Source organism: Nocardioides sediminis, assembly GCF_003047295.1.
GTDB classification, from domain to species: domain Bacteria; phylum Actinomycetota; class Actinomycetes; order Propionibacteriales; family Nocardioidaceae; genus Nocardioides; species Nocardioides sediminis.
Map to the genome: position 1 here is coordinate 159,317 of NZ_PZYZ01000005.1, position 13,145 is coordinate 172,461.

A 13,145-nucleotide genomic window follows, 5' to 3' on the forward strand; every position below is an offset into this window, starting at 1 on the left:
CGCCGCCCGCAACGGCCGGTGCCGCGACGCTAGTGCGGCGCCGAGTCCCCCTCGCGACGGCGGAGCGCCTCGCCGAACCCGATCCTGCGGCCGGCCTGCATGAGGTTGCGGTCGTAGATGCGGGAGCCGAGGCGCACGAGCAGCACGGCCGCCACCACGTTGAGCGCCAGCGAGAGCATGATCTCCCACAGGGCGACGTCCTCGTAGGCCAGCCGGCCGGGCATCACGATCGCGGACACCACGGGGACCTGGGAGACCACGTCGAGGACGAGCCCCTCCGCGAAGGCGCCGACCATGTAGCCCGCCAGCAGCACGACCTGGAGCGGCATCGTGGTCGAGGCGATGTCCTGGACCCGCGACGCCATCGCGCCGGCGGCCGACCACAGGGCAGCGAGCGCGATGAACCCCAGCGCGAAGAACGCGACGAACCACACCATCGCCGGACCCACGCCGGACAGCAGGGTGTCGTTGCCGAGAAGGGCGAAGATCGCCAGCCCGCCGCCCACGAGGACCACGATCTGGCCGAGAGCAAGGAGCGTGTTGCCCGCGATCTTCCCCCAGAGCAGCGACCGCGTGGAGATGGCGGCGGCGAGGATCTCCACGACCCGGCTCTCCTTCTCGGTCACCACGCTCTGCGCGATCTGCATCCCGAAGAGCATCGCGACGACGTAGAACAGCAGGGACAGGCCGAAGGCGACCGCCTTGCGCTGGTCCACGTCCTCGGCCTCGGGGTCGAGGAGGTCCACGCGGACCTCAGCGCCGGCGTTGAGGGCGGCGAGGTCGACATCCTGGGCCTGCGCGTTGCGGGCCACCGCGTCGGCCGCGACGGTCGAGCGGACCGCGGCCTCCAGGGGCGCGTCGACACTCGAGTCGCCCACCAGCGTCCAGGTGCCGGTGTCGTCGACGAGCGCCACATCGAGCTCGCCCTCCGCGACCGCGGATTCGGCCGCCGCGGCGTCGTCGTACTCCTGCGCCTCCACGACGTAGCCATCGCCGAGGGCCTCCTCCACGTCCGTGGCGACCGGACCCGCGGCGCCGACGACCCCCACCCGGTAGGTGGTGTCCCGGTCGCCGAAGTAGTCGAGCGCCACGATGCCGCCCCACGACACGACCACCATGGCGAGGAAACCGAGGAGGAACGACTTCTCCGCAAACCTGGCGCGCACCTCCCGCTCCGCGACGATCCGCCACGCGCTGGGTGGCTGGGGCGTGCCGGCACTCACGGCGCGTGCACCGGAGGGCAGGGTGGACGTGACGCTCATCGGGTGACCTCCCGGAAGACGTGGGCGAGGGGTTCGACGTGGCGCTGGAACTCGCTGACGCGGGTCCGGGCGGTGAGGTGCGACAGGAGGTCGGCCGGCTCACCGCTCATGACCTCGACGTACGCCGCACCGGCCTCGTGGCGGTCGAGCCGCGCCCCCGGGAGCGAGTCCAGGACGGCCTCGTCCTCCAGGACGACGCGGTAGAGAAGGGGGCCCCGACCGCGGAGCTCGTCGGTGGGGCCCGCCACCACGACCCTGCCCGCGCTGAGGATGACCAGGTCGTCGCACAGCCGCTCGACGAGCTCGAGCTGGTGGCTGGAGAACAGCACCGGGACGTCCGGTCCGAGCTCGTGCTGCAGCAGGTCGACCATCGAGTCGACGGCCAGCGGGTCGAGGCCGCTGAAGGGCTCGTCGAGGACCAGGGCGGTCGGCCGGTGCACCAGCGCCGCCGCGATCTGCACCCGTTGCTGGTTGCCCAGGCTGAGCTCGTCGAGGAGGTCGCCGCGTCGGCCGTCGAGACCGAAGTGGGCGAGCAGGTGCCGGGCACGCTCGGTCGCAGCCGGCCGGTCCAGGCCGTGCAGCCGGGCCAGGAAGACCAGCTGATCCAGCAGCGGCATCCGAGGGTAGAGCCCCCGTTCCTCGGGCATGTAGCCGAAGCTGCGCCGCTGGTCGTCGGTGATCGGCTCGCCCTGCCAGAGCACCTCGCCGCTCGTCGGGGCGAGCACGCCCATCAGCATCCGCATCGTCGTGGTCTTGCCGGCGCCGTTGGCCCCGACGAAGCCCGTCAGCCGTCCCGGTCGCACCTCGAAGGACACGTCGTCGACGACGCGCTTGTCCCCGTAGGCGCGCGACAGCCCCCGCACAGTCAGCATGGCGACCACGCTAGGCGCGCGAGCCTCACGCCAGACACCGACCGGCGTAGGGGTGGACCCCGACTTTGGTCGGGGTCAGTCGTGGACGGTCAGCGTCTGCTCGCGGCCCGGCCCGACCCCGACGCCCCAGATGCGGGCGCCCGACATGCCCTCGAGGGCCGTGACGTAGGCCTGCGCCTGCGTGGGCAGGTCGGCGAAGGAACGGCACCCGGAGATGTCGGACTTCCACCCCTCGAACATCTCGTAGACCGGCTTGGCGTGGTGGAACTCGGTCTGGGTCATCGGCATCTCGTCGACCCGCTTGCCGTCGATCTCGTAGGCGACGCAGACCGGGATCTCGTCCCAGGCGCCGAGGATGTCGAGCTTGGTGAGGAAGAACTCGGTCAGGCCGTTGACCCGGGCGGCGTACCGCGCGACCACGGCGTCGTACCAGCCGCAGCGTCGGGTGCGGCCGGTCGACACGCCGATCTCACCGCCGAGGGTCTGGAGGTCGATGCCGTCCTGGTCGAAGAGCTCGGTGGGGAACGGTCCCGAGCCGACGCGGGTGGAGTAGGCCTTGATGACGCCGATGACCCGGTCGATGCGCGTGGGGCCGACGCCGGCGCCGGTGCAGACGCCGCCGGCGATCGCGTTGGAGGAGGTCACGAACGGGTAGGTGCCGTGGTCGACGTCGAGCATGGTGGCCTGCGCGCCCTCGAAGAGCACCGTCCGGCCCTCGTCGAGCGCCTCGTTGAGCAGCAGCGACGTGTCGGCGACCATCGGCCGCAGCCGGTCGGCGTACGACACGAGCTCCTCGACGACGGCGTCGACGTCGACGGCGCGGCGGTTGTAGACCTTGGTGAGCAGGTGGTTGCGGACGTCGAGGGCGGCGTCGACCTTCTGCCGCAGGATGCCCTCGTCGAAGAGGTCGGCGACCCGGATGCCGACGCGGTTGATCTTGTCGGCGTACGCCGGCCCGATCCCGCGACCGGTGGTGCCGATCTGGTTCTTGCCGAGGAAGCGCTCGGTGACCTTGTCGATCGTGGAGTGGTAGGACGCGATGACGTGCGCGTTGGCGCTGACGACCAGGCCGCCGAGCTCGACGCCCCGCTCGAGCAGCCCGTCGAGCTCGCGGAACAGCGCCTCGGGCGAGACGACCACGCCGTTGGCGATCACGCTGGTGGCGCCGGGGGTGAGGATGCCGCTGGGCAGCAGGTGCGTGGCGTACTTCTCGCCGTTGACGACGATGGTGTGGCCGGCGTTGTGCCCGCCGCTCGTGCGGACCACGTAGTGGATGGTCTCGCTGGTGGCGAGCAGGTCGGTGGCCTTGCCCTTGCCCTCGTCACCCCACTGGGCACCGAGTACGACGATCGCGGGCATCGCAGCCCTCCTCAAGGTCTTCCGCTGTGCCCACGGACAGGTGGGCCAAAAGAAACAGCCCCGGCACAAGTGCACCGGAGCTCTTGCGGCGTCACGCTACCGCACGCGGCCGCCCTCACCCGGATCACGGCCACCCGCACGGGCGCACGGGCCGGGGGCCAGGGGGTCGACTACTGTCCACGGCGTGGACCCCATGCTCGTGATCACCAACGCCGAGGCCGGTACGGCCGACCAGGACTCGTTGGACCGCGCCCTGGCGATCCTCCGCGAGGAGTCGTCGGTGGAGGTGGCGGCCACGTCCAACCCCGGCGAGCTGGACGGCGTCCTGCACCGCGCCGGGTCACGTCGGATCGTGGTGGCCGGCGGCGACGGCAGCCTGCACGCCGTGGTCGCCGCGCTGCACAAGCGCAACGAGCTGGCCGACCGCACCCTCGCGCTGCTGCCGCTCGGCACGGGCAACGACTTCGCCCGGGGCACCGGCATCCCCCTCGACATCGAGCAGGCCGCGCGCATGGTCCTGAGGGGCGAGCCGCGACCCGTCGACCTGATCGTCGACGAGACCGGCTCCGTGGTCGTCAACAACGTCCACGTCGGCACCGGCGCCCAGGCCAGCCGCAAGGCGCACAAGTGGAAGACCCGGCTCGGGTCGATCGGCGTCGGCAAGGTCAACATCGGCAAGCTCGGCTACCCGATCGGCGCCCTGCTCGCGGCCTTCCACCCGCCCGTGTGGCGACTGCGGGTCGAGGTCGACGGCGTGGTCGTCAACGACGTCGACCAGCCGCTGCTCATGGTCGCCGTCGGCAACGGGTCCAACGTCGGGGGCGGCACCGAGGTCACCCCGGACGCCGACCCGGAGAGCGGCCGCCTCGACGTGATGATCAGCAAGGCCGTCGGCCCCGCCGCCAAGTTCGCGTACGTCGCCAAGCTGCGCAAGGGCGAGCACCAGGAGCGCGACGACGTCATCACCGTGCGCGGGTCGACCGTGTCGGTGACCGGCGAGGGGTTCTGGGTCTCCGCCGACGGGGAGATCTACGGCCCCGAGCGCAGCCGCACCTGGCGCATCGAGCGCGCGGCGTACCGCATGGTCCTGCCCCGCTCCTGATCCGGTCGGTCAGATCCAGCCGCGCCGGACGGCCTCGACCCCCAGCTGGAAGCGGGTGTCCACGCCCAGGTCGGTCATCAGCGCCGCGATGCGGCGGCGGACGGTCCGCAGGCCGATGCCGAGCTTGCGGGCGATGACCTCGTCGGTCGCGCCGGCCACGAGCTGCTCGAGCAGGAACTTGCGCAGGTCGGGCCGGGCGTCACCTCCGTCGAAGTCGGGGACGGGCGAGGCCCGCGACCACAGCGACTCGAACCACAGGGTCAGCGCGGCCACGATCGAGCGCTGCCTGACGTGGACCCGCGGCTCGTCGGTGAAGCCGAGCGGCTCCGGGAGGACGGCGTGGGCGTCCCCGAGGATGAACATCCGCGTCGGCAGCGCCGAGATCACCCGGACCTGCTCCCCGATCCTGGCCCGCGTCCGCAGCGTCTCGGGGGCCTCGGTCAGGGCCCGCACCGGGTAGATCGCCCGCGACCGGCGGCCGGTGGCGATCGCCTCGGCGAGCACAGCGGCGACCGCCGACTCGCGCGGCATCGCCCACGCGTCGGGGCGCAGCCAGAGCATGTCGCCACGGCTGGTGCGCATCATCTGCCCCAGCAGCTCGAGCGGGTTGCCGCCCGAGCTGAGCTCGCCGTCCAGCGGCCGCACCTCGGCCAGGTCGTCCTCGTCAGGTCTGGTCGCAGCGGCGACGAGGTGGGGCACGGCACCGGCCAGCGCCTCCAGCCGCTGCGCGGACGTCGCGGCGATCTCGGACTCGCGCTGCACGAGCTCGGCGACCACCCGCGCCAGCGGGGGGACCACGACGCGGTCGCCGTCCAGCACGACCAGGCCCAGCTCCAGCAGCGGCGCCATCTCGCGGCGGAGGTCGCCCGGTGTCTCCTGCACCAGGCGGGCGACACCCAGCAGGGTGTGCCCCGTCGCCGGGGCGAGCCGGAAGTAGAGCTGCTCGGCCCGGCGGTCGAGGCCGAGGGCGGAGAGCGCCGAGGACGGGTCAGCAGCCATGGTGGCAGTTTAGTGCCACCGGCACTCAGGACCCCGGTGGCAGGGAACGGCCACAGGGATGATTGCTCCGCCAGTCCCGTCGGGGGATGCGGACTGGTGGCACACGGATCAGGGCGTCGAAGTCGCCGCAGGGGACGACTTCGGCGCCCTTGTCGCATGCCCGATAACCTGCGCCCCATGGCACAGGGCGGACGGCAGCGTGGACGGCAGGGCGGACAGCAGGGCGACCCCATCGACTGGGTGACCCGCGCCGCCGACGACGCGATCCGGCACGCGGGTGAGGGCAACAGGGTCACCGTCGCCTCCGGTGCGAGTCCCTCGGGCCCCATCCACCTGGGCAACCTGCGCGAGTTCCTCACCCCGCACTTCGTCGCCGAGGAGCTGCGCCGCCGCGGCATCGAGACCCGGCACCTGCACAGCTGGGACGACTACGACCGGTTCCGCAAGGTGCCGGCCGGGGTGCCGCCCGAGTGGGCCGAGCACATCGGCCGCCCGCTCTCGGCCGTCCCCGACCCGTGGGGCTGCCACGAGTCCTGGGCCGAGCACTTCAAGGAGCCGCTGGTCTCCGCCCTCGCCGAGATGGGCGTGGAGATGGACGAGATCAGCCAGACGCAGATGTACCGCGCGGGCACCTACCGCGAGCAGATCCTGCACGCCATCCGGCACCGTGACCGGATCGAGGAGGTCCTCGGGCGCTACCGCACCAAGGCGGCACCGGTCACCGAGACCGAGGAGGAGGCCGCTGAGCTGGCCGAGTCGGTGGCCAACGAGGAGGAGGGCGCGGGCGCGGGACAGTACGCCCGGTTCCCCTTCAAGCCCTGGTGCGCGGAGTGCGGTCGCGACACGACCGACGTCACGTCGTACGACGACGAGACCACCGACCTCGCCTACACGTGCCGGGAGTGCGGCCACTCCGGCGTCACCAACGTGGCCACCGAGGACGGCGGCAAGCTCGTCTGGAAGGTCGACTGGCCGATGCGCTGGGCCTGGGAGAAGGTCGACTTCGAGCCCGCGGGCCTCGACCACATGACGCCCGGGTCGTCGTACACCGTGGGCCAGGAGCTGGTCTCCTCGGTGTTCGGCTGGAAGGCCCCGGCGCGGGTGACCTACGCCTTCGTCGGCATCGCGGGGATGCAGAAGATGTCGTCCTCCAGCGGCGGCGTGCCCACCCCGGCCGACGCGCTGGAGATCCTCGAGGCGCCGATGGTGCGCTGGCTCTACACCCGCCGCGCGCCCAAGCAGGCCTTCACCATCGACTTCGGGCCCGAGGTCGTCCGGCTGTACGACGAGTGGGACGCCCTGGGCCGCAAGGCCGCCGACCCGGCGAAGCGCGACGCCCAGGTGCTCGCGTTCGAGCGGGCGTCGGCGACGTCGACGGCCGGTCCGCTGCCGGTCCCGGCGGTGGCGGTGCCGTTCCGGACCCTGTCCTCGGTCGCCGACGTGACCGCCGGCTCGGCCGACATGATCAGCCGCGTGGTCGAGCACGTCGGCTTCCCGCACAGCACCGTCGACGAGCTGGAGCCGCGCCTGGCGCGGGCGATGGCGTGGACGGCGTCGCTGCCGGAGGACCAGCGGACGACGGTGCGCGAGAAGCCCGACACCGACCGGCTGGCCTCGCTGACCGAGGACGAGGAGCTGTGGCTGCGGATCCTCCTGGACCGGCTGCCCGACGAGCTCGAGCTCGACGAGGTGACCTCGGTGGTCTACGGCGTGCCCAAGGTCGCGCGCGGCCTCGGCCTCGACGACGCGCCCACCGATCAGGTCAAAGCGGACCAGAAGGACTTTTTCCGGCTGCTCTACAACCTGCTCGTCGCCGCCGACCGCGGTCCGCGGCTGCCCACGCTCATCGTGGCGCTCGGCCACGACAAGGTGCGCACGCTGCTGGGGGCCTGACCCCTCGGGCCGGGACCGGGGTCAGGGCAGGACCGGGATCCGCTTGCGGACCGCGCCGACGACGTCGAGGTCGACCTCGGCCACCAGGAGGTCCGGGTCGGCGCCGAGCTGCGCGTGCACGGCGCCGAGCGGGTCGACGAGCATGCTGCGGCCGATGCCCAGCGGGGCGCCCTTGACCGGCTCCTGCCATGCCTGCGCGGACGCGAGCAGCCACGCTTGGGCGTCCAGGGCGCGGGCCCGGACGAGCACGTCCCACTGGTCGGCCTTGCCGGGGCCGTCGCCCCACGAGGCCGGCAGCACCACGAGCTCGGCCCCACGGGCCCCGAGCGCGGTGAACTGGTCGGCGAACCGCACGTCGTAGCAGGTGGCCAGCCCGACGCGCACGGGTCCGGCGTCGCCGCCGTCGACGTCGGTCACCACGTAGCCCTCCCCCGGCGCGACCGTGTCGGACTCGCGGGAGTCGAAGGCGTCGAAGAGGTGCACCTTGCGGTAGGTCGCCTCGCCGGCCGGGCCGGTGACGAGCAGGGTGTTGTGGACCCGGCCGTCGCCCGCCGGCTCGAACAGCCCGACGACCACGGTCACCCCGGCCTCGGCCGCCGCGGCGCGGATGCCCGAGGCGAAGGGGCCGTCCAGCGGCTCGGCGGCGCGCTGGGGGTTGCGGGCGAAGCTGGCGCTGGTGGCCTCGGGGAGGACCACGAGACGGGCGCCCGCGTCGGCCGCGCGGCGTACGGCACCGGTGGCCTGCTCGAGGTTGGCCACCGGGTCCGTGCCGCTGCGCACCTGGGCCGCCGCCACCGTGAGCCTCCGCGAGCCGTCAGCGTCGGGCGTGCGAGAACCAGCCATGGGGACTCCTCGGGAGTGCTATGAAACGAGCATGCACACCCCACGGTCGGGGCGCGAACGTGCCTATGAGTATCTCCGGACGTCGGTCCTCACCGATCCGGGGCTCGTCGGCACGTTCATCAACGAGCAGGACGTGGCCGCTGCGGTCGGCGTCTCGCGCACCCCGGTCCGCGAGGCGCTGCTGCGGCTGGCGGCCGAGGACCTCGTCGAGCTCCGGCCCAACCGGGGCGCCTACCTGGCTCCGGTGAGTCCCGAGCAGACCCGCCAGATCATGCAGGCCCGCGGGGTCATCGAGACGTGGGCGGCGCGGCACTGCGTCGGCACGGGCACGGTGCCGCTCCCGGCCCTGGAGGAGCACCTCGCCGCGCAGGAGTCGCTGCCGTCGCACGAGCCGGACGAGGAGTTCGCCCGCATCGACGCCGAGTTCCACGTGGCGCTGGTGCGCGCCGCCGGCAACCCGCTGCTGGAGCGGATGTACGACGCGCTGCACGCCCGGCACGTCCTGCTCGGCATCACCGCGGCCCGCCGCCACGGTCTCCCCCGCGCGACCGTCGTGACCGAGCACCGGGCGATCCTCGCCGCGCTGGACGCCGGCGACGCCGACGCCGCCGAGGAGGCGATCTGGCAGCACCTCGCCGAGACCGAGCGGGTGCTCACCGGCGTGGGCCGGCCGCCGGGGCCCGTGGGAGGGTAGGCGCATGAGCACTGGTCCCTTCCAGGGCGGCGACCTGATGGCCGGCCCCCCGCCCACGCACCTCCCGGCCGACCCCGCCGACGCCGAGCTGGCCGGGGGCGAGGCGCCCGCCGCCGTCGTACGCCGCCATCCGGCTTCCCCGGCCGCCTGGGCCGCACTCGCGCTCCAGGCCCGCGACGCCGGCGCCGACGACGTGACGGTCTACGCCTACGCCCGCGTGGGCTACCACCGCTCGCTCGACATGCTGCGCCGCAACGGCTGGAAGGGCCACGGCCCGGTGCCGTGGGAGCACGAGCCCAACCGCGGCTTCCTGCGCTCGCTCGCGCTGCTGGCCCTCAGCGCCCGGGCGATCGGCGAGACCGAGGAGTGGGAGCGCTGCTCCACCTTCCTGCGCGACTCGAGCCCTGCGGCGGCCGACGCGCTGCTCTGAGGCTGAGGCCGTCAGGCACCGGTGACGGGGGTCGTCGTGGCCCCCGTCACGCGCGGTAGCCTCCCGCGCATGACTCTCGGGCAGAACCCCCCTCCCCCGCGCCCTGACGGCAACAACCAGGGCAACAACCCCGACCTCCCCCCGACCGACCGCGGCAAGATGGTCGCCGCGGGCGTGCTCCTGGTGATCCCGATCGTCGCCCTGATGTGGGTGCCGTCCTACGCCAGGACCGAGCCGGAGCTCCTCGGGTTCCCGTTCTTCTTCTGGTACCAGTTCCTCTGGGTCTTCCTGTGCTCTGGCCTGACCTACGCCGCCTACCGGCTCACACTGGCCGCGCGCCCGCGTCGTACGCCGGGCACCTCCATCGCCCCGGGCACCCCCCGCGGGCCGGAGGGTGACCGATGAGCGCGCAGGTGGTCGCGATGGCGGCCGACACGAGCATCAACGGCGTCGCCCTCACGGTGCTGATCGCCCTCTTCGCGCTGGTCACGGTGGCCGGCTTCATGGCCTCGCGCTTCAAGCGCGCGGACTCGCTGGAGTCCCTCGACGAGTGGGGGCTGGGCGGGCGCAAGTTCGGCACCTGGATCACCTGGTTCCTGCTGGGCGGCGACCTCTACACGGCGTACACGTTCGTCGCGGTGCCGGCGGCGATGTTCGCGACCGGCGCGGTCGCCGGCTTCTTCGCCGTGCCCTACACGATCGTGCTCTACCCGATCATCTTCATCTTCATGGCCCGGCTGTGGTCGGTGAGCCACCGCCACGGCTACGTCACCACGGCCGACTTCGTACGCGGCCGCTACAACTCCCGCGCCTTGTCGCTGGCGATCGCGATCACCGGGTTCGTGGCGACGATGCCCTACATCGCGCTGCAGCTCGTCGGCATCCAGGCGGTCCTCGAGGTCGCCGGCCTCGGCGGCGGCGACAACATCATCGCCAAGGACGCGCCGCTGTTCATCGCGTTCGCGCTGCTGGCGGCCTACACCTACTCCAGCGGCCTGCGGGCGCCGGCGGTGATCGCGTTCGTCAAGGACATCCTCATCTACCTCGTCATCATCGTCGCGGTGATCTACCTGCCCGGGCAGGTGGGCGGCTGGTCGGAGATCTTCGGCGCCGCGCAGGACAAGATGGCGACCACCAACGAGGCGACGGGCAAGCCCACGGGCCAGTTCATCTCCGTCGACGGCACCCATTGGGCCTACGCCACCCTCGCGCTCGGCTCGGCGCTGGCGCTGTTTATGTACCCGCACTCGGTGACGGCCTCGCTGTCGTCCAACAGCCGCAACACGATCCGGCGCAACGCCTCGATCCTGCCGGCGTACTCCTTCGTGCTGGGCCTGCTCGCGCTGCTCGGCTGGGTCGCGATCGCGGCCGGCACGCAGCCGATCGGGCTGGACGGCGAGCCCAACGCGCAGCTGGTGATCCCGCAGCTGTTCGAGGACATGTTCCCGGCCTGGTTCGCCGGCGTGGCCTTCGCCGCGATCGCGATCGGTGCGCTCGTGCCGGCCGCGATCATGTCGATCGCCGCGGCCAACACGTTCAGCCGCAACATCTACAAGGAGTGGATCAAGCCCCACGCCACCCCGGCCGAGGAGGCCAAGGTCTCCAAGCTGATGTCGCTGATCGTCAAGGCGTTCGCGCTGGTCTTCGTGCTGACGCTGGACAAGCAGAACGCCATCAACTTCCAGCTCCTCGGCGGCATCTGGATCCTCCAGACCTTCCCCGCCGTGGTGTTCAGCCTCTACACGCGGTGGTTCCACCGCTACGCGCTGCTCGCCGGCTGGGCGGTCGCGATGGTCTACGGCACCGTCGAGGCCTACAACGTCATCAACCCCGCCACCGGCAAGCACTTCGGCGGCTCGCTGGCGCTCATCCCGGGGCTGGAGGAGATGGGCTACATCGCCATGACGGCGTTCGTGCTCAACCTGGTCATCGCGGTCGTGCTCAGCGCGATCCTCAACGCGACCAAGGTGTCCAACGGCGAGGACGAGACCATCCCGTTCGACTACATCGCCGACGCGGACGACCCGCGCGTCCAGAAGGACCTGGCCGAGCACCACTCGCACACCGACCCGTACGGCGACCCGGACGACATCCCGGGCAACGCCCCGGCCCGCTGAGCCCAGCCCGGCCTCACGCAGCGACAGGGCCCGCTCCCCTCACCCGGGGGGCGGGCCCTTCGCCGCTCACCGGGGGATCTGGAACCTCAGCAGCTCGGACTTCCCGTTGGCCGGGTTGGTGAGGGTCACCACGACCGTGCCGAGCGGCTGGGCAGCGAGCGTCTTGCTGGTCGCGGTGAGCGTGGCCGCCTGCCGCGTGAGCTTCTTCGCCTTCTTCTTCAGCTTCTTGGCCTTCTTCTGCAGCTTCTTCGCCTGCTTGAGGAGCTTGGCCGCCTGGGCGGGCGGCACGGTCGCGGCCTGCTTCTTGAGCTTCTTGGCCTTCTTGGTCAGCTTCTTGGCCTTCTTGGTGTTCTTCTTCGCCTGCTGGGTGGCCTCCTGGGCCTGGGCCAGCAGGGCCGCCGGCTGCGCCTTGGCCGCCTGCACCGCCGCGATGCCGGTGGGGGTGTTGGTGATCACCAGGTTGCCCGACCCACCGGCCGGGATGGTGACACTCCCCGTGCCGAGCGGCGTGGTGACCCGGGCCGCCCGCGCGTTCCGGCGCGGGACCACGTCACCCCAGCTGTAGAACGAGGCGGCGCCGTTGACGGTCGTCGGGATCGGACCGGTCGGCAGGTTGCTGACCAGCGGGACCGTGAAGGTCGACAGCGTCGGCGAGAAGCTGCCGGTCGTCCCCGGGGCGACGACGACACCCGTCGTGCCCTCGAACGGGTCGACCGCCAGCGACTTGCACTGCCCGGCGGCCAGCGTCTCGTAGCGGACGTTGTCCACGAGGGCCGCGCTGTCGAGGATGCCGTCGCCCTGGTCGAAGATCGTCAGGTAGAGCGAGTTGGTCGAGCCCGGCGCGACGGGGGCGCGCGCGACGAGCGGCAGGGTGCTGCCGTCGTACGTCGAGCCGGCCGCCTGCGCCGCGGTCATGGCGCTCGGGCCGGCGCCGTCGACGGAGATGACGTCCCCGGCCCCGGCCGCGAAGTTGCCGGGGGCGTTGACGGTCTGGGTCGCGGGGTCGACGGTGACGCCCCAGGTGTTGAGCTGGGCGATGAAGGCGTCGTTGAAGCCCATGTCGACGAACTCCGGGTACTCCTCGGACATGAACTTGAAGTCGAAGGCCAGGCAGTTGCCGGTCGCGGCACCGAGGTCGACGCGCAGGACCTGCCAGTCGTAGACCTCCGGGCCGATCGGCGTCGCCTCGACGCCCCAGTCCCAGCCGGAGCCCTCGTCGTCGTTGGGATCGTCGGCCAGCGCGGCGTCTCCCGAGGTGATGACGGTGTAGGTCGGCCCGTGGGTCGGGAAGCCGGCCAGCGGGGTGGTCCCGACGCCGGTCGGGCACAGGCTCTCGTCCTCGGGCGTGGCCGGGTCGTCGGCCTCGCACTCGTAGTCGACGGTCAACGCGGCGCCGGTGACTGTGGTGGCGGACATCGCCGCGGCGAGCGAGGCAGCGTCGTCGCCTGCCTGGACGACGGCTTGCGCCGACGACGCGACGAGGGCCAGGGCGACGGCCCCGGCTCCCGCGACCGCCACGCGTGAGCGGCGGTTCGACAAGGCAGCTCGCATGGGACACCTCCCGACGACGGCCG

The 13,145-nt window shown here is 72.2% G+C and carries 12 protein-coding genes; 6 read left to right on the top strand and 6 right to left on the bottom strand.

The annotated features are described in order from the left end of the window. Window positions 1-29: 29 nt before the first annotated feature. The 3 genes from DAI17_RS13145 to DAI17_RS13155 form a co-directional block, all read right to left on the bottom strand. Window positions 30-1,262 carry an ABC transporter permease gene (locus DAI17_RS13145; RefSeq protein WP_107773650.1) on the bottom strand — a complete coding sequence of 411 codons (1,233 nt, stop codon included), beginning with the start codon at window positions 1,260-1,262 and terminating at the stop codon, window positions 30-32. Beyond that, window positions 1,259-2,134 (bottom strand): ABC transporter ATP-binding protein, encoded by an 876-nt coding sequence (locus DAI17_RS13150; protein WP_107773816.1) that lies wholly within the window; start codon window positions 2,132-2,134, stop codon window positions 1,259-1,261. The genes DAI17_RS13145 and DAI17_RS13150 overlap by 4 nt, the downstream gene beginning before the upstream one ends. A 75-nt stretch (window positions 2,135-2,209) precedes the next feature. Then, entirely contained in the window at window positions 2,210-3,493 is a 1,284-nt protein-coding gene (locus tag DAI17_RS13155; protein ID WP_107773651.1) for an adenylosuccinate synthase, read from the bottom strand. A 193-nt stretch (window positions 3,494-3,686) separates the two neighbouring features. Between DAI17_RS13155 and DAI17_RS13160 the strand changes: the two genes are divergently transcribed. Next, window positions 3,687-4,595, top strand: a complete 909-nt coding sequence (locus DAI17_RS13160; RefSeq protein ID WP_234412507.1) for a diacylglycerol/lipid kinase family protein — start codon at window positions 3,687-3,689, stop codon at window positions 4,593-4,595. 9 nt (window positions 4,596-4,604) lie between these two features. Here DAI17_RS13160 and DAI17_RS13165 read toward each other — a convergent pair whose 3' ends face one another. Then, the gene (locus tag DAI17_RS13165) at window positions 4,605-5,594 is read right to left on the bottom strand and encodes a helix-turn-helix transcriptional regulator (RefSeq protein ID WP_107773652.1); all 990 of its coding nucleotides are present in this window, start codon (window positions 5,592-5,594) and stop codon (window positions 4,605-4,607) included. Between the two features lie 177 nt (window positions 5,595-5,771). Here DAI17_RS13165 and lysS point away from each other — a divergent pair, with 177 nt between their 5' ends. After that, window positions 5,772-7,487 (top strand): lysine--tRNA ligase, encoded by a 1,716-nt coding sequence (gene lysS / locus DAI17_RS13170; protein WP_107773653.1) that lies wholly within the window; start codon window positions 5,772-5,774, stop codon window positions 7,485-7,487. A 21-nt stretch (window positions 7,488-7,508) separates the two neighbouring features. Here the strand turns inward: lysS and DAI17_RS13175 are convergent, their stop codons facing one another. Then, the gene (locus tag DAI17_RS13175; RefSeq protein ID WP_107773654.1) at window positions 7,509-8,330 is read right to left on the bottom strand and encodes a carbon-nitrogen hydrolase family protein; all 822 of its coding nucleotides are present in this window, start codon (window positions 8,328-8,330) and stop codon (window positions 7,509-7,511) included. A gap of 31 nt (window positions 8,331-8,361) precedes the next feature. Between DAI17_RS13175 and DAI17_RS13180 the strand changes: the two genes are divergently transcribed. The 4 genes from DAI17_RS13180 (at window position 8,362) to mctP (ending at window position 11,571) form a co-directional block, all read left to right on the top strand. After that, on the top strand, window positions 8,362-9,024 hold the full coding sequence (locus DAI17_RS13180; RefSeq protein WP_107773655.1) for a GntR family transcriptional regulator: 663 nt from the start codon (window positions 8,362-8,364) through the stop codon (window positions 9,022-9,024). Between the two features lie 4 nt (window positions 9,025-9,028). Further along, window positions 9,029-9,454, top strand: coding sequence for a DUF3151 domain-containing protein (locus tag DAI17_RS13185; RefSeq protein WP_107773656.1), 426 nt, complete (start codon window positions 9,029-9,031; stop codon window positions 9,452-9,454). A 69-nt stretch (window positions 9,455-9,523) separates the two neighbouring features. Then, window positions 9,524-9,859: a DUF3311 domain-containing protein gene (locus tag DAI17_RS13190; protein ID WP_234412489.1), complete on the top strand. Its 336-nt coding sequence runs from the start codon at window positions 9,524-9,526 to the stop codon at window positions 9,857-9,859. Continuing rightward, window positions 9,856-11,571 (top strand): monocarboxylate uptake permease MctP, encoded by a 1,716-nt coding sequence (gene mctP / locus DAI17_RS13195; protein ID WP_107773657.1) that lies wholly within the window; start codon window positions 9,856-9,858, stop codon window positions 11,569-11,571. Before DAI17_RS13190 ends, mctP begins: the two co-directional genes overlap by 4 nt. 66 nt (window positions 11,572-11,637) lie before the next feature. On the opposite strand, the gene DAI17_RS13200 is transcribed toward mctP, so the two are convergent. Further along, window positions 11,638-13,122, bottom strand: coding sequence for a choice-of-anchor L domain-containing protein (locus DAI17_RS13200; RefSeq protein ID WP_159081525.1), 1,485 nt, complete (start codon window positions 13,120-13,122; stop codon window positions 11,638-11,640). Between the last annotated feature and the right edge of the window lie 23 nt (window positions 13,123-13,145).

Coding starts and splice junctions, on each gene's coding strand:
- DAI17_RS13160 (WP_234412507.1), top strand. CDS start 3,687: ATGCTCGTGATCACCAACGCCGAGGCCGGTACGGCCGACCAGGACTCG.
- DAI17_RS13145 (WP_107773650.1), bottom strand. CDS start 1,262: ATGAGCGTCACGTCCACCCTGCCCTCCGGTGCACGCGCCGTGAGTGCC.
- DAI17_RS13200 (WP_159081525.1), bottom strand. CDS start 13,122: ATGCGAGCTGCCTTGTCGAACCGCCGCTCACGCGTGGCGGTCGCGGGA.
- DAI17_RS13155 (WP_107773651.1), bottom strand. CDS start 3,493: ATGCCCGCGATCGTCGTACTCGGTGCCCAGTGGGGTGACGAGGGCAAG.
- DAI17_RS13165 (WP_107773652.1), bottom strand. CDS start 5,594: ATGGCTGCTGACCCGTCCTCGGCGCTCTCCGCCCTCGGCCTCGACCGC.
- DAI17_RS13185 (WP_107773656.1), top strand. CDS start 9,029: ATGAGCACTGGTCCCTTCCAGGGCGGCGACCTGATGGCCGGCCCCCCG.
- DAI17_RS13175 (WP_107773654.1), bottom strand. CDS start 8,330: ATGGCTGGTTCTCGCACGCCCGACGCTGACGGCTCGCGGAGGCTCACG.
- DAI17_RS13150 (WP_107773816.1), bottom strand. CDS start 2,134: ATGCTGACTGTGCGGGGGCTGTCGCGCGCCTACGGGGACAAGCGCGTC.
- lysS (WP_107773653.1), top strand. CDS start 5,772: ATGGCACAGGGCGGACGGCAGCGTGGACGGCAGGGCGGACAGCAGGGC.
- mctP (WP_107773657.1), top strand. CDS start 9,856: ATGAGCGCGCAGGTGGTCGCGATGGCGGCCGACACGAGCATCAACGGC.
- DAI17_RS13190 (WP_234412489.1), top strand. CDS start 9,524: ATGACTCTCGGGCAGAACCCCCCTCCCCCGCGCCCTGACGGCAACAAC.
- DAI17_RS13180 (WP_107773655.1), top strand. CDS start 8,362: ATGCACACCCCACGGTCGGGGCGCGAACGTGCCTATGAGTATCTCCGG.